Below are 19,522 nucleotides of genomic sequence, written 5' to 3'. Positions count from 1 at the left end.
GCAATGATCTAAGTATTCTCGGGGTCTGTCAAGCACCTGTAGTCACCCAACCTCGAAAAATGCAGGCCGTCAGTTCTGGGCGTGCCGCACGGGGATTGGGTGAAATCTTATGCCGATCAACGGCTTTCGGAATCTCCCTGGCTAGGAGTGTGACCGCTGCGTTCGCTTCGAGCCATCCGCGCCGAAAAGCGGTAATTTGAAAGGTCTTTCGCATCCAACGTGTATCCGAGGGTGGCAGAACACGAAGTTAGCCTGACGCTGGTGCGCTCGGAGACAAACGCATGAGTGGCCGTCGTTGGCATCTCATCGCCTTCGTTCTGCGGTGGTTCCGCGAAAACACTAACGGACACCTGTCCGATGTCAGCTGTTAGTGTTTATGAAAAATGGAGGTGACCTCATGGGCTTGACTGGCATTCCACCTGCAGTTTTCATGCGGGAGGGAGATCCGATGGATCCGCGCTCGATGCGGACTCGTCGACAACTATTGGAGGCTTTCGAACAGTTGCTGGAAGCAGACAAGATGCCAACCGTCGCCGAACTCGTTCGTGAGGCCGGAGTGAGTCGGAGTTCGTTCTACGCTCACTTCACGGGGATCGAAGAAGTGGGAGTCGCAGCGCTCCGGTCGATCTTGGACGAATTCGAGCCGGGAGAGGTTCGCAACGTAGATCGTCAGGACGGAGCATCTGCCTCGGTTACTTTCGAAGATTTGTTTGCCCATCTCGGGCAGCATCGCCGCCTGTGTTCTGCAGTTCTAGTCTCCGATACACAGTTGCCGGCGCTTGCCGAACTGAAGACAACGTTGGTAGACCAACTGACCGCGGCTATCCATCAGTCGCCTGGCAAGCCTGGCAGCCTGGACGCGGGGAAGGCGGCGTCGTTCTTGGTCGGGGGAATCCTTGCTATTTTGCTGGAATCGCTGCAGGAGGCCGATCGAGACGACGACCTGAGTGCCACATTGGCTGCGATGTTGCCGGAATGGCTTACGACGGCACGCGCACTTGCTGCACCGATCTTGTTCGCGCCCAAGTCGGAGGCTTCGCTGCAATGAGTTTGCGGTAAAGCACCTACCGCACTAGCAATGACGGTCGAATTCGCTTGCAGGAGAGAGACCCGCGCCGATGTAGCAGCAGCCATGTAGCAGCCACTAGGCCCGAGCGGCGACTATGGCTGCGGCCAGTATCCTGCACTTCCGGCGGCGCAGAACGCTGGTCGTCATAGAAAACGAATTGGCGTTCACACATCCCTGGTAACTATCGCGCAAGGCGCCGCCGGGTTCGAGTTCAGCCGTTACTGCATCTTCACCGGTTGCTGAACGGATCGGGCCAGCCGTTGGCGAAAGCAGGCTCGCGTTTCTCTGCAAAAGCGTGAGCGCCTTCGACGAAGTCGCCGGCGAGCAGTACGCGCTGCATGACCGACTCGTAGTACTTCTGCTGCTCGGCAAGTTGCACGTCGCGCCAGTAGCGTAGTACCTGCTTGGTGCCCCGCACTGCGACCTGCGAGTGTGATGCGATGGCCGCAGCTTTCTCGATTGCTGTGTCGAGGAGTTTCTCGGCAGGAACAACCTTCTGTACCAGTCCAAGACGAAGTGCGTCCTCGGCGGAAAGACGCTCGCCCGTCAACATCAGGTCCATCGCAGCTCCGAAGGGCATCAGACGCGGCAGAACGTTAGCAGCCACACCCGCGAGAAATCCTCGCTTGACTTCGAATACGCCGAACCATGCCGTATCAGCGGCGATTCTGATGTCCGCGCAAATCGCCAATTCGAGGCCGCCCGCAACGGCCAATCCATTGATCGCGGCAATCACTGGCTTCTCGCTTGCGGCGACACCCGCGATGTCCGGTTGGGGAGAGAGCGGAACAGCGTTCTTCGCCGGTCCTGAAGCCATGGCCTTGAGGTCTCCGCCAGCGCTGAATGCTCTTGCGCCGGCGCCGGTAATGATGGCCACCCGTTGGTTGTCGTCAGCGTTGAACTCCCGTAGACCCTCCTCGAGTTCCGACATGATCGCGCCGTTCAAGGCGTTCATCGCCTCTGGGCGGTTCAGCGTGAAGACTGTTACGTTCTCGAGTCTGTCCACCAGCAGATCGTTCATTGCACCATGCCTCTCGATAGTTTGATTGATGCAAAACTGTAGCACGATGGGGTGGGCAAAGTGGGGTGAAAGTAAGCATTCGGAACACTTTTCAGATTTTCATCAAACTAAAACCTTGACTTGTGATGAAAATCATTAGAGGCTTATCGAAGCTTCGAGGATGTGGGGTGGCGCCAATGGTAAGAAAGCCACCGAGTCTGCCAGTTGCGCTCGCGACAGACCCGGCTTCCCTGCATTGTTCTCGTCGCACAGCCATCGAATTCGACCGTGACGGTACGCACTTCGAGAATTCCGACTTGGCATCTGGTCATTCGGAGAACTCGGGAGCAGGGCCAGCGTGTCGTAACCGTCTTCGGCCGCGCGTTCTGTGCGGCCCACTGCTAACCCCTGCCAGCACAACAGTTACCTCGGAGGGCATATGAACCTAGAACTTGCGGGAAAAACGGTCATCGTGACCGGTGGCGCCCAGGGCATCGGCCTGGCGACTGCGCAACTCTTTGCATCGCGCGGAGCACAAGTTGTCGTCGCCGATCTGAACGGCGACGCAGCCAAGAGAGCTCTCGAAACCCTTGATTCGCAGGGAGTCTCTCACTTCGCTGTCGATGTCGACGTTTCGTTGTCGGCAAGCGTCGAGAGCATGAAGGAACGAGTTATCGAGTCCGTCGGCAAGGTCGATGTACTGGCCAATGTCGCTGGTATTTACCCGAACTCGTTGATGACGGAGACTTCGGATGATGTTTGGCGGCGCACTCTGGCCGTGAACCTCGATGGCACCTTCTTCATGTGCCGTGCCTGGGCGCCGGTGCTGAGCGAGCAAGAGGGTGCGGCGATTGTCAACGTTATTTCAGGCGCGGCACGCATCCCGTATCCCGGACTCTCTGCGTACTCGGCGAGTAAAGGTGGGGTCATTTCGTTCTCCCGCGTGATCGCGGCTGAACTCGGCCCTTCGGTGCGAGTGAACTGTATCGGCCCAGGTGGAACGCTCGCGGACGGCCAGGTCGATGCCGACTCGGATCCGCAGATGATGGCCTTGGTGCCGATGGGCCGTCTCGGACGTCCCGAGGAGATAGCAGAGGCGATAGTCTTCCTCGGTTCGGATCGCGCACGGTACATCACAGGGCAAATCCTTCATGTCAATGGTGGACGTTCGATGCACTGACATCGCCGCCACTGCCTAGGTTCGAGGCTCCCATGCCTCCATCCTCAGAACCCGTGATCATTCAATTCAAGGATAGGAAAACTCCAATGAAGTTCGGTATCTTCATGTCTCCGTACCATATTCCGGGGAAGAGCCCATCGGTATCGCTCGCGCACGACCTCGACATCATCGAGCACATGGACCGCCTCGGATACGACGAAGTGTGGATCGGTGAACATCACTCCGGTGGGTTCGAGATTGTTTCAGCTCCGGACCTTTTCATTGCGGCGGCAGCGCAGCGCACACGCGACATTCGGTTCGGCACCGGTGTCACCTCGGTCCCGTACCACCAGCCCTTGGTGGCTGCTGGTCGTATCACATTGTTGGACAACCTTACTCGTGGTCGTTTCACCTTTGGTGCGGGGCCAGGAGCGCTCGTGACCGATGCGCACATGATGGGCATTGAACCGAATAACCAGCGCCGCATGATGGAAGAAGGCTTGGACGCGATCACCCGGTTGCTCAGAGGTGAGACCGTCGACATGAAGACCGATTGGTTCACCCTCCAGGGCGCACGTCTGCAGGTCCTGCCGTACAAGGGCCGCGATCTCGAGATCGCAGTTGCTTCGGTCCGCTCACCGTCGGGTGTGAAGCTCGCTGGCCGTTACGGATTCGGCCTTCTGTCGATCGCTGCGACCGATCCGAACGGCGGCTTTTCCTTTGTCGGTGAGACCTGGCGTCTGATGGAGGAACGAGCGAAAGAATCGGGGCAGTCGGTGAGTCGCGACAACTGGCGGGTGATGGCCCCGATTCACCTCGCGGAAACGAAAGAGCAAGCATACGAGGATGTGCGCCACGGCCTGGTGCCGATGTCGAAGTTCGGTGCTACCGGCCCGTTCGCGGGTGAAGCCGTGGACATCGAACAGGTACTCGCTTCGACAACCCACGAGGAAATGGTCGATGGTCTGAACATGAGTGGCATGGGAGTGGTGGGTACACCCGAACAAGCCATTGAACTTGTCAGTCGCCTCGAGAAGCAGTCAGGCGGCTTCGGGACACTGCTGCTTGCCGGGAGCGACTGGGCTAATCAGGCGGCAACAAAGAAGTCGTTGGAACTGTTCGCCCAGTACGTCATTCCCGAATTTCAGGGCACTTCGGCACCGCTCGTATCGTCGTGGGATCGCCTGTACTCGGGTCGCCAAGCATTCGGTGCGGAATTCCGTGCCGCGCAGGACAAAGCAATCGCAGAGGACGCCGCGGAGCGCGCCTCCCGATAGAGGGGGTATCGGTCCGAGAGAACGACAAGATGCCAATTCCGGCCGAAGGCGGAGACGAAGTCCTTCGTCCGCGGTGCCATTCGCACCGGCGGGGACTTTCTCGACGAGTCGGTGCGAACTCGAGTCAGCCGGAGTTGCGATTGCGGTGTTTCGCAACCGGGCGGAAACCGTTGTGAGAGTTATCATCACGATGTTAGTGTGATGCCGCTGGGACCCCTACGAATGTAGGTCACGGTGGTCAGGCCTGCAGGCTTGGACATGATGCGGTCCGGCTCCAAGATCCCCGCTGGTCCGGCTTCAAGGTTCCCTGCCGGTCCGGCTCCGCGGTGTCCAATGCTCATCCGCTCGACTACCAATCGGACGTCGAGCGGGTGAGCGGCTGTGGCCCCAGTGGCGCGTCCAGCTCGCAGGCAGCTACGTGGCCGGCGAGATCCCTGAAATGCTGGAGGTTTTCCCTTGATTATCCCGAACCCTTCCGAACCGATGGCACTACGCGCCATCTATGGCACCTTCCCGAGCGGGGTGACAGCGGTATGTGCCTTGCGTGATGGTTCCCCAGTGGGTTTCGCAGCGAGCTCATTCGTTTCGGTTTCGGTAGACCCGCCTCTGGTGTCGGTGTGCGTGCAGGACACGTCGACGACCTGGCCGCTACTTGTCGACCGCCCACGACTCGGTCTGTCGGTGCTCGGAAGCGACCAAGGCGTCATGTGCCGTCGACTCGCGTCGAAGTCGGCGAACGACCGGTTCGCGGATACGTCCTATACGGTGACCGATGGTGGTGCGGTGCTGCTGCATGGGGCCGTTGCGTGGCTCGAGTGCACCATCCATGAGATCGTACGGGCCGGGGACCACGATGTGGTTCTGCTTCGGGTTGAAGCTATGCAAGACCATCCGGACGTTGCACCGCTGGTCTTCCATGGCAGTGGTTTCCGGACGCTGGCGTCCGAGGCAACCTGATGTCCCTGACACAAGCACTACCTCGGGGCGATTGGTGGCAAGGCCGATCCGCGATTCAATCCGCAGTGTCGGCATTGCAGGCCGGCCGACCGGTACTTGTGGGTGCAGAACCCGGTTCCGGCGGCGGTTACGACATGGTGATGTCCGCTGCGCTTGCGGACACAGCCTGGACAGCCTGGGCGGTCCGGTGGTCGTCGGGCTTTCTATATGCCCCGCTTCCATCGGATCTGGCTGAGGATCTCGACCTGCCGCTGATGGTGCGCAATGGAGACAGCCCACGAACGAGGACGCACACCGTGTCTGTCGATGCTGCCGTTGGGATAACGACGGGCATAAGCGCAATCGACAGGGCTCGGACCGCGCGGGTGCTGGCTGATCCAGGTTCCACGCCCGCCGACCTCACGCGCCCTGGGCACCTCATGCCTGTCGTCGCTTCCGACGGGGGTGTTGTTGTCAGTCCGGGGCGCATCGAAGCTGCGGTGGACCTTTGTCGCTTGGCAGGCCTGCCACCGGTCGCCCTTGCTGGGCAACTTGTACGAGACGACGGAGAAATTGTTCGTGAGGCAGACATAACGGATCTCGGTGACAGTCACGACCACCCGATCGTCGATATCGCTGATCTCGTGACGCACCGCCTGTTTGTCGGTGACGGTGCCCGAGGCCGGGTCACCCGCGCTGTCGGAACGCCATGGCATGCCATCCGCAGCGCCCTCGACGTCGTGGGCTTCGTCGATGAGATCACCGGCGCCGAGCACATTGTGGTGCGCGGTCCGGGTACACCTGTGCGCCCTGTTGTGTCAGTGCATGTGGAGTGCACGATGGGCGGCATCTTCGGGTCGGACTCATGTTTCTGCGGGCGTGAACTTGTCAAGGCTACCGAGCGAATCGCGGTGGACGGAGGTTTACTCGTCTACCTCAGGCGCCCCCATGGTCGCGGCGCTGTGCTACCGGTTGCACACGCTTGGACAGAGGCCGATGATGGTGCGCTCGCGGCTATTCTGCATAGTCTCGGTGCCACGTCCATAAGCCTGCTCGACGGGCCCGCCAGCCCGGATCGGCTTTCGTGGGCCGGTGTCACGTCACAGGATGCTACGCGAGTCGCAGCTGGGAATGACGAATTCTGAGATTTTCTGAACCATGATCGCACTGGTTGGCCGTTGGAATACTTTAATTACGTTGTGAAGCAACGGAACCGAGATTGTACGGGATGACGCACTCCGCAAAACCCGCCGCATCATCACGATGCAAGGTTGTCGAAAATTGTTTCGCAACTACAACATTCACGAGTATGTAGACGTGCTGTTCGAAGTGGTCGAGTATCCGATCGATCGGCATGCACATTTGCGTACCGGTGTGGAGAACACCCTGTCCGGGGCGATTCTGTGAACAGTTTTGCGGCGTACGGCCGAAAGTTGCGAATTACTCCTTCTTACTCCTGAATACGAGGCACCTCCTATGGCTGTTACTGCAACTCCGGCGCAGATCCGGGTCGGGCGTGCGCGCTGGTACCGAATTGGCTTGATGCTGTTCGTGATTTACCTCATCACGTTCGTGGACCAGACCAGTTTTCCGATTGCTACACCGCTTATCTCTACGGACTTGCAGCTCGCCGCGACAGCAACCGGGGTTCTGCTCAGCGCGTTCTTCTGGGGATACATCATCACCCAAATCCCGGGTGGCGTCCTGGCAGCGAGATTCGGACCGAAACGCGTAATGCTTGCGACCCTGGCGATCTGGGGGTTATGCGCCGTTCTCTGCGCCACTATCCCGAATTACGGTGCGCTCATAGCGATTCGTTTCGCCATGGGCCTTGCGGCAGGAGCCTTGTGGTCGACATTTGCCGTGATCGTTGCGAACTGGTATCCGACATGGGAGCGCGGACGGGCAGCCACGTTCACCGTGATCTCGATCCCGCTGGCCGCAGTCATAGCGAGCCTGTCCAGTGGATGGCTGACCCAGGCACTGACCTGGCACTGGGTGTTCATCAGCCTGGGACTGGCTGCATTCGTGATGGCAGCACTGTTCGCGGTTTTCGGAGCTGACTCACCCGACACCGATCGGCGACTCACCGAAGGGGAGCGCAACTACATTCTGGCGGGTAGGCGCTCCGAATCGACGCCAGGATCGTTCGCTCGGGGAGTTTTGCGGCGTCCGATGGCGTGGATACTCGGCGGCACCTTCCTCCTGTGGCAGTCCGCCTTCTACGGCATGGCTTTGTGGCTACCGAGCTTGGTCGCGCAGGCATTTGAAATCAGCGTCGCAACGGTCAGCCTTGTCTCCATCGTGCCTTTCGTAGTTGCCGTTCTTGTGATGCTGCTCAATTCTCTTCTGTCGGACAAGTCTCCGTGGAGTCGGGGATGGAACGCTGCAGTCCCACTGCTGATAGGCGGTGCAGCTCTGCTCGCGGGGGGATACGTCCACGGGGCATTCGGTGTCGAGTTACTTCTTCTCTACATCGCAGTTGCTGGGCTTTATGCCGGGCTCGGTCCCTGGTGGGCTTGGGTCATCGACAACTTCTCGCGAAGTTTGTCCGGCGGCGCCACGGGATTCGTCAACTTCTGCGGCAACCTAGGTCTCATTGTCGGACCGATCTTGGTCACTTCCGGGGGCGTCTCCGCCCAGCCTTCGTCAAGTCTGTCCATACTCGGCGGTTGTGCCCTGATATCGGCCATCGTGATCATCGTGCTGTCGACCAGGCGCAACATCAAACGAACAGCGGACGCGCCGGCGCGGAACGTACTCGCCGAACCTCGAGAGTCGGATCCCTCGGATGCCAACGCGTAGTGGGCAATGAGTGAACCACTGAGGCCGTGACCGAAGGCGCACAACTCTTCGCTCGAACACGTTGCTCAACGACGTGAACAACTAACCGAACCGGACCACAAACGATTGGAGTACACCGATGTGCGAGACGCATACGACCAGTACCCTGCCCGTCATCTGGCAATGCCCTTCTGCTGCTGGCGATCCCACCACGATCAGTGCGAAGCAGTGGCAAATCGAGGTCGGTCGATGACGCGCCGGAGCGCCGCAGAGATGAGGGATCTGGTCATCGATCAGGGATCGTGGCGGTGCTGGGACGAATCTCCGCGTGACGCTGTCGCCGATGACGAGTATTCAGCCGAATTGGGCCGTGCCCGTGCTACAACGGGAATGGACGAGGCCGTCACGACTGGTCAGGCTACCGTGCATGGCAGGTGCGTCGCTCTCGTATTCGGTGAGTTCGGATTCATGGGCGGCTCGATCGGTGTCGCGACGGGGGAGCGGATCGTCGCGGCAATCCGCCGCGCGACCGCCGCGCGACTTCCACTAGTCGCACTGCCGGCCTCGGGTGGCACCCGAATGCAAGAGGGCACAAGTGCTTTCCTTCAGATGATTCGGATTACCGCCGCTGTCAACCAACATAAGGCCGCGCATCTGCCCTATCTGGTGTACTTGCGTCACCCCACTACAGGTGGTGTCTTCGCCTCTTGGGCATCGCTCGGGCATATCACGTTCGCCGAACCTGGAGCGCTACTCGGATTCCTCGGACCCCGCGTGTACGAATCCCTCTACGGTGAGTCCTTTCCGGCGGATGTGCAGGTGGCCGAAAACTTGTTCCGGCATGGACTGGTCGATGCCGTTGTGCCACCGCAAGAGTTGAGTCAGCTCATCGCCCGCGCCTTGTCGATCATCTCGTTGCCGAGCCCTCCTCGGCTTGAACCTGCGGGCGGAGACGACATAGGTGCGCCCGTTTCGGATGAGGATGGTGACGCATGGGCGTCGGTGATTGCGTCGCGATCGACCAAGCGTCCCGGTGTGCGAGAACTACTCGAGCATGCCGCAACGGAGTCATTGGCGCTCAACGGCACCGGCCAAGGCGAGAATGATCCGGCACTGTTGCTAGCCCTAGTTCGCTTCGGTGACGTTTCGTGCGTGCTTCTGGGCCAGGATCGCCGCGGTCAAACAGTGTCGAATCCGTTGGGTCCGGCTGCCTTACGTGAGGCACGCCGGGGTATGAAACTCGCCAAGGAACTCCAGCTACCCTTGGTGTCCGTGATCGACACTTCGGGTGCGGCGCTGAGCAAGGCAGCCGAAGAGGGCGGACTCGCCGGCGAAATCGCCCGCTGTATCTCCGACCTGATTGCCTTGGATGTCCCGACGGTATCGGTATTACTCGGACAAGGTACCGGCGGTGCTGCTGTGGCGCTTCTTCCGGCCGATGCCGTCATTGCCGCACAACATGGATGGTTGTCTCCTCTACCTCCGGAGGGGGCGAGTGCGATTCTGTTCCACGACATCTCCCACGCACCGGAAATGGCAGTGCGCCAACGTATCGACTCCACCGACCTTCGCGCGGTCGGTTTGGTCGATGTGATCGTGCCGGAGTATCCGGATGCGGCTACCGAGCCGGATTTCTTCAGCGTTCGGATGGGCGCCGCGATTGCGGCAGAACTCCGCCGATTGAGCGCCATGGAAGACGGGTTGAGGTGTCAACTCAGGATGGAACGATTCGACACCATGGGAATCCCCAGCGAGAACGCAACACTCACCTGACCCTCATCTGAAGGCTCTGGGGCGCCGGAACATTCGATCTGACCTGCCTGGCGCCACCTGGAGGAATCGGGTGGCGTGCACAGTACGGCGCCGCCGTCTGGGCGAAATCAATTCGACGATCATGAATCTATTGGCAGGGAATTCCCGTTTCTCACCTTGACAGAACTGCACTGTCTTCGATTATTATAAAATCATCAAATTAATTTCGCTGGTTCTGCACCTCGACGAATCCGTAACGCTCAGAGTTTCGCGTTACCAACGGCCGCTGCGAGGATGCACAACTGCATCGGTTCACCGTGGCTGACGCTCACTTTGCGGCCCAGCCGAATTGAAGCCGCAGTTGGCGCCCGCAGTGGGCGAGTTGATCTTTCACGACCACGAAAATCCATCCATCAACTCTCCTAGGGGTCCACTTTGACCGAAGTACATGCCGTCGAATCCGCAATAACTCCCATGGCGACCGAAGTACCTGTGGTCACGTCGATCTTCATCAACGGAAATTGGAGTCCCGCTCGGACGGAGCGAACTTTCACGGTGACCGATCCCTCTAGTGGACGGTCGATCGCTAATGTCGGCGACGCGGGTGTCGAGGAGGTTCGCTCAGCGATCGACGCGGCTCATGATGCCCTGGACTCGTGGAGCGCGCGGACAGCTTACGAACGCTCCGCCATTCTCTATCGTGCGCACAAGCTGATGTTGGAGCGCGCGGACGAATTGGCGACGCTGATGACGACGGAACAGGGTAAACCGCTTCGTGCTGCGAGGACCGAAGTCCAGTATGCCGCAGACTTTCTCATCTGGTTCGCCGAGGAAGCCAAGCGAATCTACGGTCGAACGATCCCGTCGGCGCGACCCGATCAGCGTTTCGTGGTGCAGCACCAGCCCGTAGGCGTGGTTGGCGCGGTAACCCCGTGGAACTATCCGATCTCCATGATCACGCGCAAAGTCGCGCCCGCTCTCGCAGCGGGATGCACGGTCGTACTCAAGCCGGCCGAGGCTACGCCGCTCTGCGCGGTGGAGGTATTTCGGATCCTCGAAGAAGCCGGTGTTCCCCCGGGCGTGATGAATCTTGTGACGACATCCGACCCTCGGATGGTCGGCGAGGAGTTCACGAGCAACGAGAAAGTTGCGAAGGTGACATTCACGGGTTCGACGGCGGTCGGCCGGAAATTGGCTGAGGGCGCCGGTCGTTCGCTGAAGCGCATTTCGCTCGAGCTTGGCGGGCATGCACCGTTCATCGTGTTCAGCGATGCCGATCCGGTGCACGCAGCAAAGGGCGCAGCAGCAATCAAGATGCTCAACACCGGCCAAGCCTGCATCGTTCCCAACCGGTACTTCGTGCATTCGTCCATCGTCGACGAGTTCTGCGAAGTGCTGACGTCCCGGCTTGGCCGGATGAGTGTCGGTCACGGTCTCCAAGAGGGTGTTTCGGTCGGCCCCCTCATCAACGAGGCTGCGGTGGAGCGAATGGAACGGCACGTGTCGGACGCGGTGAACCACGGCGCGAAGGTGCGACTCGGCGGCCACCGTTTGACAGAGGGCGAGTTGGCCGCCGGCAATTTCTACGCGCCGACAGTGCTGTCCGGGGTGACACCCGACATGCTGATCTACCGCGAGGAAACCTTCGGACCGATTGCTCCGGTGATCGCCTTTGACGATGACGACGACGTGATCGCGATGGCTAACGACACCAGCTACGGACTCGCGTCGTACATCTATTCCCGTGACATCAGTCGGGCGATGCGGACGGCAGAGCGTCTGAAGTTCGGCATGGTCGGAGTCAACGACATCAATCCCACTTCGGCGGCAGCTCCCTTCGGCGGGGTCGGCGACAGCGGACTCGGTCGCGAAGGTGCGCAAGAGGGACTTCTCGAGTACCTGGAGACACGACTGCTCGGGATAAGCGTGTAACCAAACGTTTTGTGAAATTAGATGCAACAGAATGCAATTAGGCGATTTGCAGCAGATCAGAAAGGCACAGCGGTGACGCAGACCGATAATTACCTTACGGCCACTACCTCGGCGGACAAGACGCTTCACAGGGTCCTGAAGCCGCGCTCCGTTGCCTTCGTCGGGGTCTCCGAGACCTCGCCGTTCGCCCACAGCGTGCACCGGACGATGCAGGGCGAGGCAGAAGTCCTATTCGTTCATCCAAAACACGACACACTGTTCGGGCAGCCGTGCGTCCCCTCGGTTGCAGACCTCGGGCGCCCTGTTGACGCAGTCTTCAGCGCAGTGGCGGCGGCTCACTCGGTAGGCATCGTTGAGCAGGCCGCAACTATCGGCGCTGGAGGAGTGGTGCTTGTTGCCGGAGGGTTCGCCGAGGCAGGTGAGACCGGTGCCAAGCTTCAACAGCAAATAACGACCATCGCGAACGGTGCGGGGATGCATCTGGTGGGCCCCAACGGAATTGGCATGATCAACGTGCCGGACCAAGTCGACTTGACCGTGCTCGAAGCTTTCGGGCGTCGGCCGGGTGGACTTTCCGCTGTTACACACAGCGGCGCCATGATCGAGGCGATCGCAGCGTCGGCATGCCGCCCGGGCGGCGCCGGCCTGAATCTCCTCATCTCGGCGGGCAATGAGGCCGTCACGGATTTGGCTGACTACCTGGATTTCTTGGTCGACGACGAGCAAACCACGGTGATCGCGCTTGCTCTGGAAAAGATCCGCCGACCAGATGCATTCTTCGCCGCAGCCGCTCGCGCACAGGAAGCGGGCAAACCGATCGTTGCGATCAAGATGGGTAGGTCGGAGCGCGGGCAGCGGATGGCAGCGTCGCACACCGGCAGTCTTGTCGGTGACGCCTGGGTCTACGAAGTGGGCCTACGCCAGGCTGGAATCGAGCTTGCTCACGAGATCGACGAGCTCGTGGATCGGGTCCAGTTTCTCGAACAACTGAACCCGCAGCGTTGGACTGAGGTCCGTGGTCTGGCTGTACTTACGGCCACCGGCGGGTTTGCCCAGCTCGCAAGTGATTTGGCAGAAGACACAGGCGTCGATATCCCGGCGCTCGAGCAACTTCAGCCCTTCATCGACGAGAACATTCCCGGAAAGCCGTTGGCGAATCCGCTGGACGCTACCGGGTTCGTCGGTTCAGTTCCAGGGTTGTGGGAGTCCATTGTCGATCGATATGCCGCCGATCCGGATGTCGACGCGCTGCTCTATACGAGCCAGCATGCGGATTGGGATACGAATGGTCGACAGCGGGCCGAGGAATTCGCCGAGCGCGCGCAGCGTCAGCCGGGCAAACCGTTCCTACTCGCTCCTCTTGCGGGAATCGGGGGCCAGTGGTTGGGGGACCTGCGGAGAGACGGTGTCGGGGTCGGAAACGGGCTGTTGGGATGCCTGCGCGGGTTGCAGACCATGGGCAATTTTGTCAGGTCCCGCAACCAGGGGCCACGTGCGGTATCGGCCACTGATGTTCCTGTACTGCAGATACGAGATGAAGAAGTCCTGGAGGTCGCGGAAGGGCGCATGTTGTCCTTCGGTGCCACCATGCGACTGCTTACCGACGCCGGCATCCCGGTTGCGCGCTGGGCCGTTTTCGACGGAGCCGTCGAACCTGTTCCCTTTGCAGGCCCCTACGTCGTGAAGTTGGCTGATGTTGCGCACCGCACAGAACACAATGCGGTGCGGGTGAACGTGGCAGAGAAGGATCTGCAGGCTGTGACAGCCGAATTGCGGGAGATCGCGCGCCGCGACGATCTGCCGACAACCGTTGCGGTGCAGGAAATGGTCTCCGGTCACGGCGAGATCTTCATCGGCCTGCAAGGGGCGTCGGAGCTTGGACCATTGACCGTATTCGGTCTCGGCGGAGTGTTCGTGGAGATAATGAAGAAGGTCGGGGGGCGCCTGGCGCCCTTCGATCGCAGGGTTGCTCTCGAGCTTGTCGGTGAAGTTGACGACACCGGAATTATGGACGGATTCCGAGGTGCGCCGGCCTGGGACCGCGATCGTCTGGCAGAAATTCTCTGCGCTGCAGGCGATCTAGCCGCACGAGGTCGCGAATCGATCGAATCGCTCGATATCAATCCACTGATCATCACGGCCGACGGCCCAGTCGCCGTCGACGGCCTATGCCTGTTGCAGCGGCCGCAATAATCGCTTCTGGAAACCGGGTTCCATCTGCTCACGGATACAAAACTCGCGGTCGCGTGCCCACTACTTCAGCAGACCTAGCACTGGCACCTGGCGAGTAGGCACGCGGCCGACCTTTGATTTGTCATGAGAGGAAACAACAAGTGATTCAGCGGAATCGGCCAGCGGTGATAGCTGGCATTCACCTCACAGAACAAGGTGACTTGTCCGACCGAGTCCAGTCGGAAGTGTGGTGGGAAGCGGTAGCGGGAGCCTGCGCGGACGCAGGCCTCGAGGTAGGCGATATTGATGGTTTGGTGGGGGAGGCCCCGCAGGGTACCGGCATCCGTGCCGCACTTCCCGGCGCTACGCTCGGATACGACACGCTCGGAAAACCGTTGCGATTTCATGCAACCGCAGCAATTGGCGCGGCATCCGCTGCCGCCAACGTGCACCTGGCTGTTTACGCCGTGTCAGCTGGTTTGGCGGATGTAGTGGTGATCGCGACGGCCGCGGCCGGGAAGGCTCCCGGCTTGACAAGTGTGAACCGTGACGAAGCAGTCAAGACCATGGCGAAGCTCAGCGGCCCGTACGAGTACGTTTACGGAACGACGCGCGTGTCCGATTATTCGGTGTTGGCGATGCGACATATGCATGAATTCGGCACGACGCCTGAGCAACTCGCAGAGATCGCCGTCGCACAGCGCCAAGGCGCCGTCTTGCATCCGCTTTCCGTGTACGGGTCGCGAGGTGATCTGACAGTCGATGATGTCCTCAACTCGCGGATGATCGCGGATCCGCTGCACCTACTGGATTGCTGTGCGATCAACCAGGGTGGTGGTGCGATCGTGGTGACGAGTCTGGACCGTGCTCGCGACTTGAAGCATCGTCCAGTGCAGTTGATGGGCTACGGAGAAGGCCACAGTCACATCGATCCCAATGCCAGTCCGGATTTGGCCACCTTTCCCGCGGCGAAGTTGGCTGCCGACACGGCATTCGAAATGGCGGGCGTTGCGCGTACCGATATCGATGTTGCCGGGATTGCCGATCACTTCACGATCAACGTTGTGTTCGGCCTGGAGTCGGCAGGGTTTTGCGCTGTCGGTGAGGGCGGCACGTTCGCGGAATCTGGAGCACTGCGCTTGGACGGCTCATTGCCTACCAACACCGCGGGTGGCTTCCTGTCGTTCAGCCATGCGGGCTCCTGCAGTCTGTTTACCTTGATCGAGCTCGTCGAACAGCTCCGCGGCGACGCGGGAGGGCGCCAAGTGCAGAGTGCCGAGCTGGCGTATCTCAGCGGAGTCGGCGGCGCAATGCAGAACAATTTCTCCGCAATCTTAGGAAGGGCGTAGCGGCGATGAACACTTATGACAAGTTCCTACCCGACGATATCCCGGCCTGGCAGACACCGTTCTGGCAGTCACTCAGGTCGAACAAGGTTGCGGTGCAACGGTGTGAGGCGTGTGGTACCTACCGCTACGTGCCCAAAGAGCTATGCCCGTCATGCCAGTCCGTCGCGGCGGTCTGGGCGCCGGTAGTTGGCGAAGGCACCATCTATACGTACTCGGTGATCCGTCGTGGGCCCACCGAAGCGTTTCAAGCCGATGTGCCATATGTGATCGTTCACGTCGAGATGGCTGAAGGATTCCGCATGGTGGGCGGCTTGCTCGGTGTCGACCCAGAGGAAGTCAAGATCGGCGCCCCGGTCCGGGTGCGCTACGTCCACGCTACCGATGATTGGACGCTGCTGGCGTTCGAACCTGCCTGATTCGGTCTTGCCCTTGCCATGTTCTCTTCCCCCCTCACATGGGGAGGAAGAGGACATGGCAAGTCGTTTCGGATAGGGCTGGGACGCTACGGAGACTCGATGTGCGCGACGATGCCTCGTCCGTCGTCGCGAGTCCACCCCTTCTTGGTTGCGTAGTCCATCATTGCAGCCCAACGTCGTTCCCAATCCGGCGTCGAGTCGGTGCAGCGTGATCGTAGTGCTTCGGCATCGAGAACCACGTTGTTCTCTTCGCCCATGCGACCCAGCCCGGAGTTGCGTAGTGCGGTGTCGACAGCGGTGCGGTCGGAGTCGGATTCTACGTGCATGCGGTTGAGGTCGTCGCTCTCGTGAACTGTGACCTCTAGGTCTGAGATACGAATGATCATGTTGAACTCCTTTGTAATGGCGCCCTGTGTTGTCGTCGGGCGCCGATCTGTAAATTGCCGGAATTGTTGTGTAGTAAGAAGTTCAAGCGAGCTGGTCGACAAAGGCGCCTAGTTGTTTGATGTTTCGGCACTCGAAGACTCCGCTGCAATGCTCACGGTATTGGCCGATGATTGAATCACCGGTATCCCACATGGTGTTTGATTCCGGGTTGAGCCAGAATACATCGGCCGCCCGGCGACGTATGTCACCGACGATGCCCGTACGGGCAGCGTGATAGTTAGTCCGCGCGTCGCCCAGTATCAGCACGATAGAGCGCGAATTGATCTGATCCCCGAACCGTTGCCAGAACGTGTCGAGTGCGTTGCCGTAGTCACTGTGACCGTTGAGCCAAACGCCCAGTCCTTCTTCGTTTATTCGCTGGGTCGCACTCGAGATCGTGTCCGACTCCGCGAGGATCGAGGTTACTTCATCGAGTCCGTCCGTGAAGACGAAGCTTCGCACCCGACTGAACTCGGAGCGGAGGGCGTAGGTCAGTTGAAGTGCGAAGGCCGCGAACGTAGCGACTGAGCCGGAAATATCAGCGAGCACGTACAACTCGGGCTTGGCGAGTCGGGGGCGGCGAAATACGGGTTCGATCGGTGTCCCGCCAACCGACATCGACCGCCGGACGGTTCGCCGGATGTCCAGCGCGCCGCTGCGGCGACCGTGGCGCGCTAGCCGATCGGTGAGTTTTCTACTCATCGGAGTGATCACCGGTTGTAGCTCTTCGATGAGCTTGCTCGATGCGGTGAGGAACTCGACGTCCTCAGGCAGTGGCCGACGCAGAGTCTTGGCGATGGCGTCGGCACCTCGGTCGGCAACGAGGAAGTTGCGAATCTCCGCCTCGATTTCCTGCTCGAAGGTTGTCACTCTTTGTTGGAATGTGTCGCGGCGTAGCCGATTCAGCAACCGATCATCGATGTTTGCGCAGTCGCGCGCGATCAACTCGGCCAGCAGGCGATTCGGGTCGACCGCCCGAAGGGTTCGGAACACGTAGTACGTACCGGCAACTGCACGTCCGGGTTGGATGCCCGCATGCCGACCGATCATCTCTGCAGCAATCAACCGTAGTAGCAGTGTCGGCTGTGCCTCACGCTCGAGTGCGCCGAGTAGAAGTTGTCGGAGTTCCGCTTCCTCGACGTCCTCGAGCGGTGTACTTTTAGTGGCAGATTCGTTGGAGACTCCCGCGTGGCGCACGCCGAAGTATATATCGAAGACCGTCGAAAACGCGGACTCGTGCGCGTTGTTCTTGACGAGAACGCTTGCGAGCGCGAACTTTACAGCTGTCCGGTTCGCTAAATCGATGTGCCGTAGTACGCGCACCGCGTCGATGTGTTCGGACACAGAAACGGGTAGGCCAATGTTGCGCAACTCCCAGACTAGTCCTTCGACTGCCGTAATCATGAGATGCTCGCTACCGCATAGGTTTCGGCTACGCTGATTCTATGCCTCATGAACCGGTTTTGATGGTCCACGGTGTCGGATCGTCCTTCGATCACAACTGGCGGGCCACTGGCTGGGTCGACATCTTGGAAGGGGAGGGCCGCGACGTCATTGGTGTCACGCTGCCCGGGCACGGAGTTGACTCTGTTTCGCCGTCGGAAGATCCGGCGGATGCTGTACTGCGAGGCTGTCCATCCGGCGGCAAACAGGTTGACGCGGTGGGCTTCTCGGCTGGCGGACATGCACTGCTCAGAGCTGCTGCGCGGTGTCCTGCCGCGTTCCGGAGAATCGCTGTTCTGGGCGTCGGCGATCCGACTGAAGGCGACAACGGCGCGCAGCTCGGGGACATCGTAGATGGCCTCGAGGCAGACGAGGAGCCCTCGTCGGGGACCGCCCGGACTATTCGCCGACTTGCTGTGGGCGTGGGCAATGACCGCTTCGCAGTGGCGCGCTTTCTGCGCGCGGAACGTCCGCCACTGAGTGTCGAAGAGTTGGCCGAGATTAGATTGCCGGCGCTTGTTGTACTGGGCGAGAATGACTTTGCGGGGACTGCTGCAGGTCTGGTTGGTGCTCTGCCGGCCGCAACATTGGTGACGCTGCCTAGAACTGATCATTTCGCTACACCGACGAATTTTCACGCCATCGAAACGGTGGTGCGTTTTCTTGCAGAGTGAGCTGTGCGGGCGGTTCATCGAGGTGTCTCGGCGAGTTCTTTCGCCGCCAGCACGATGTCGGCCTGATTCTTCAGTAGCACAGGCAGAGTGTCGACGAGGATATCCGCGTTGACCTGGTCGACGTTGAGTATCGTCAAAGTGCGGGCCCAGTCGAGCGTCTCGGAAATTGATGGTTTCTTCGAGAGATTCATTGAGCGCAATGAACGGACCACCTCGGAGACGGCGTCAGCGAGCTCTAGCGAGATCCCCGGTACCCGAGCGGCGATGATATCTCTTTCTCGCTCAGCACTCGGGTAGTCAATGTTCAAGTACAGACAGCGTCGTTTGAGGGCGTCGGACAGATCGCGACTGTTGTTGGACGTCAGAAAGACCGCGGGGATCCGTGTTGCAGTGACCGTGCCCAGTTCGGGTATCGATACCTGGTAATCGGATAGCAGCTCGAGTAGAAGTGCCTCTGTCTGAACGTCGATGCGATCGACCTCGTCGATAAGCAAGACGACTGAATCGGTGCTCCTGATGGCTTCGAGTAGTGGTCGCGTCAGTAGGAATCGTTCGTCGAACAGGTTTCGCTCGGATTCGATGGGGATCGACTCCGATTCCTGCTGACCGTGGGATTGGAGGTGCAGTAGCTGTTTGCGATAGTCCCACTCGTAGAGAGCCTTGGACTCGTCAAGACCTTCATAGCACTGGAGTCGAATCAGTCGTGAATTAGTCGCCAGGGCAATAGATTTGGCTAGTTCTGTTTTGCCGGTTCCGGCTGGTCCTTCGACGAGAACCGGTTTTTGCAGCCGGTAGCCGAGATGAACGGCTTGTGCAATCCGAGGATCGGCGAGGTATCCGACAGTGCGCAGAGCATCGCTCACCTCTTCGGCGCTGTCGAACGCGTTGTCGGTATCAACCTCGGGTGCCTTCATTACTGACCTTTCAGTCCGCAGCTTTATCCAATAATTCAGGAAGTATCAAACTATGGGGCTCACGATCTCGGGTCAAGTGGCAGTTTTTGGGTCTTGACGGCAGTAGGCGCCCTCCATATATTGATGATATTCGAACATTCGATGCATCGTGTCGAGAGTGCTCGAATCGGTGTCACTTCACACGCCGCGCTCGATAAACCCCCGACAGTGCGGCTGAGC

16 protein-coding genes are annotated in these 19,522 nt (G+C 59.8%); 12 read left to right on the top strand and 4 right to left on the bottom strand.

Features of this window, described 5'->3' with window-relative positions:
- Window positions 1-448: 448 nt before the first annotated feature.
- On the top strand, window positions 449-1,048 hold the full coding sequence (locus tag CJ178_RS17465) for a TetR/AcrR family transcriptional regulator (RefSeq protein WP_179300770.1): 600 nt from the start codon (window positions 449-451) through the stop codon (window positions 1,046-1,048).
- Window positions 1,049-1,298: 250 nt separating this feature from the next.
- Here the strand turns inward: CJ178_RS17465 and CJ178_RS17460 are convergent, their stop codons facing one another.
- On the bottom strand, window positions 1,299-2,090 hold the full coding sequence (locus CJ178_RS17460; RefSeq protein ID WP_095887223.1) for an enoyl-CoA hydratase/isomerase family protein: 792 nt from the start codon (window positions 2,088-2,090) through the stop codon (window positions 1,299-1,301).
- A gap of 418 nt (window positions 2,091-2,508) precedes the next feature.
- Between CJ178_RS17460 and CJ178_RS17455 the strand changes: the two genes are divergently transcribed.
- From CJ178_RS17455 to CJ178_RS17410, 10 genes are all read left to right on the top strand, one after another.
- Window positions 2,509-3,249, top strand: coding sequence for an SDR family NAD(P)-dependent oxidoreductase (locus tag CJ178_RS17455; protein ID WP_095887222.1), 741 nt, complete (start codon window positions 2,509-2,511; stop codon window positions 3,247-3,249).
- 86 nt (window positions 3,250-3,335) lie between these two features.
- Window positions 3,336-4,505 (top strand): LLM class flavin-dependent oxidoreductase, encoded by a 1,170-nt coding sequence (locus CJ178_RS17450; RefSeq protein ID WP_095887221.1) that lies wholly within the window; start codon window positions 3,336-3,338, stop codon window positions 4,503-4,505.
- A 483-nt stretch (window positions 4,506-4,988) separates the two neighbouring features.
- A complete protein-coding gene (locus CJ178_RS17445) occupies window positions 4,989-5,462 on the top strand; it encodes a flavin reductase family protein (protein WP_095887220.1) in 474 nt (157 codons plus the stop codon).
- On the top strand, window positions 5,462-6,586 hold the full coding sequence (locus tag CJ178_RS17440; protein WP_095887219.1) for a 3,4-dihydroxy-2-butanone-4-phosphate synthase: 1,125 nt from the start codon (window positions 5,462-5,464) through the stop codon (window positions 6,584-6,586). The genes CJ178_RS17445 and CJ178_RS17440 overlap by 1 nt, the downstream gene beginning before the upstream one ends.
- A 331-nt stretch (window positions 6,587-6,917) precedes the next feature.
- Window positions 6,918-8,246: an MFS transporter gene (locus CJ178_RS17435; protein WP_095887218.1), complete on the top strand. Its 1,329-nt coding sequence runs from the start codon at window positions 6,918-6,920 to the stop codon at window positions 8,244-8,246.
- A gap of 228 nt (window positions 8,247-8,474) precedes the next feature.
- Complete coding sequence (locus tag CJ178_RS17430) at window positions 8,475-9,998, top strand: carboxyl transferase domain-containing protein (RefSeq protein WP_095887217.1); 1,524 nt, start codon at window positions 8,475-8,477, stop codon at window positions 9,996-9,998.
- Between the two features lie 414 nt (window positions 9,999-10,412).
- A complete protein-coding gene (locus CJ178_RS17425) occupies window positions 10,413-11,909 on the top strand; it encodes an NAD-dependent succinate-semialdehyde dehydrogenase (protein WP_245005845.1) in 1,497 nt (498 codons plus the stop codon).
- 72 nt (window positions 11,910-11,981) lie between these two features.
- Window positions 11,982-14,102 (top strand): acetate--CoA ligase family protein, encoded by a 2,121-nt coding sequence (locus CJ178_RS17420; protein WP_179300769.1) that lies wholly within the window; start codon window positions 11,982-11,984, stop codon window positions 14,100-14,102.
- A 200-nt stretch (window positions 14,103-14,302) separates the two neighbouring features.
- Complete coding sequence (locus tag CJ178_RS17415; protein ID WP_143547524.1) at window positions 14,303-15,430, top strand: thiolase C-terminal domain-containing protein; 1,128 nt, start codon at window positions 14,303-14,305, stop codon at window positions 15,428-15,430.
- A gap of 5 nt (window positions 15,431-15,435) precedes the next feature.
- Complete coding sequence (locus tag CJ178_RS17410) at window positions 15,436-15,846, top strand: Zn-ribbon domain-containing OB-fold protein (protein ID WP_095887213.1); 411 nt, start codon at window positions 15,436-15,438, stop codon at window positions 15,844-15,846.
- Window positions 15,847-15,932: 86 nt separating this feature from the next.
- On the opposite strand, the gene CJ178_RS17405 is transcribed toward CJ178_RS17410, so the two are convergent.
- The gene (locus tag CJ178_RS17405) at window positions 15,933-16,232 is read right to left on the bottom strand and encodes a hypothetical protein (protein ID WP_095887212.1); all 300 of its coding nucleotides are present in this window, start codon (window positions 16,230-16,232) and stop codon (window positions 15,933-15,935) included.
- 82 nt (window positions 16,233-16,314) lie between these two features.
- Window positions 16,315-17,676 (bottom strand): VWA domain-containing protein, encoded by a 1,362-nt coding sequence (locus tag CJ178_RS17400; protein WP_095887211.1) that lies wholly within the window; start codon window positions 17,674-17,676, stop codon window positions 16,315-16,317.
- Between the two features lie 41 nt (window positions 17,677-17,717).
- On the opposite strand from CJ178_RS17400, the gene CJ178_RS17395 reads away from it, so the two are divergent.
- On the top strand, window positions 17,718-18,389 hold the full coding sequence (locus CJ178_RS17395) for an alpha/beta fold hydrolase (protein WP_095887210.1): 672 nt from the start codon (window positions 17,718-17,720) through the stop codon (window positions 18,387-18,389).
- Between the two features lie 14 nt (window positions 18,390-18,403).
- Here the strand turns inward: CJ178_RS17395 and CJ178_RS17390 are convergent, their stop codons facing one another.
- Complete coding sequence (locus CJ178_RS17390) at window positions 18,404-19,303, bottom strand: AAA family ATPase (RefSeq protein ID WP_095887209.1); 900 nt, start codon at window positions 19,301-19,303, stop codon at window positions 18,404-18,406.
- Window positions 19,304-19,522 lie beyond the last annotated feature (219 nt).

The organism is Rhodococcus sp. ACPA4 (assembly GCF_002300185.1).
Lineage (GTDB): Bacteria > Actinomycetota > Actinomycetes > Mycobacteriales > Mycobacteriaceae > Rhodococcus_F > Rhodococcus_F globerula.
This window is presented reverse-complemented; position numbering and strand designations above follow the sequence as displayed.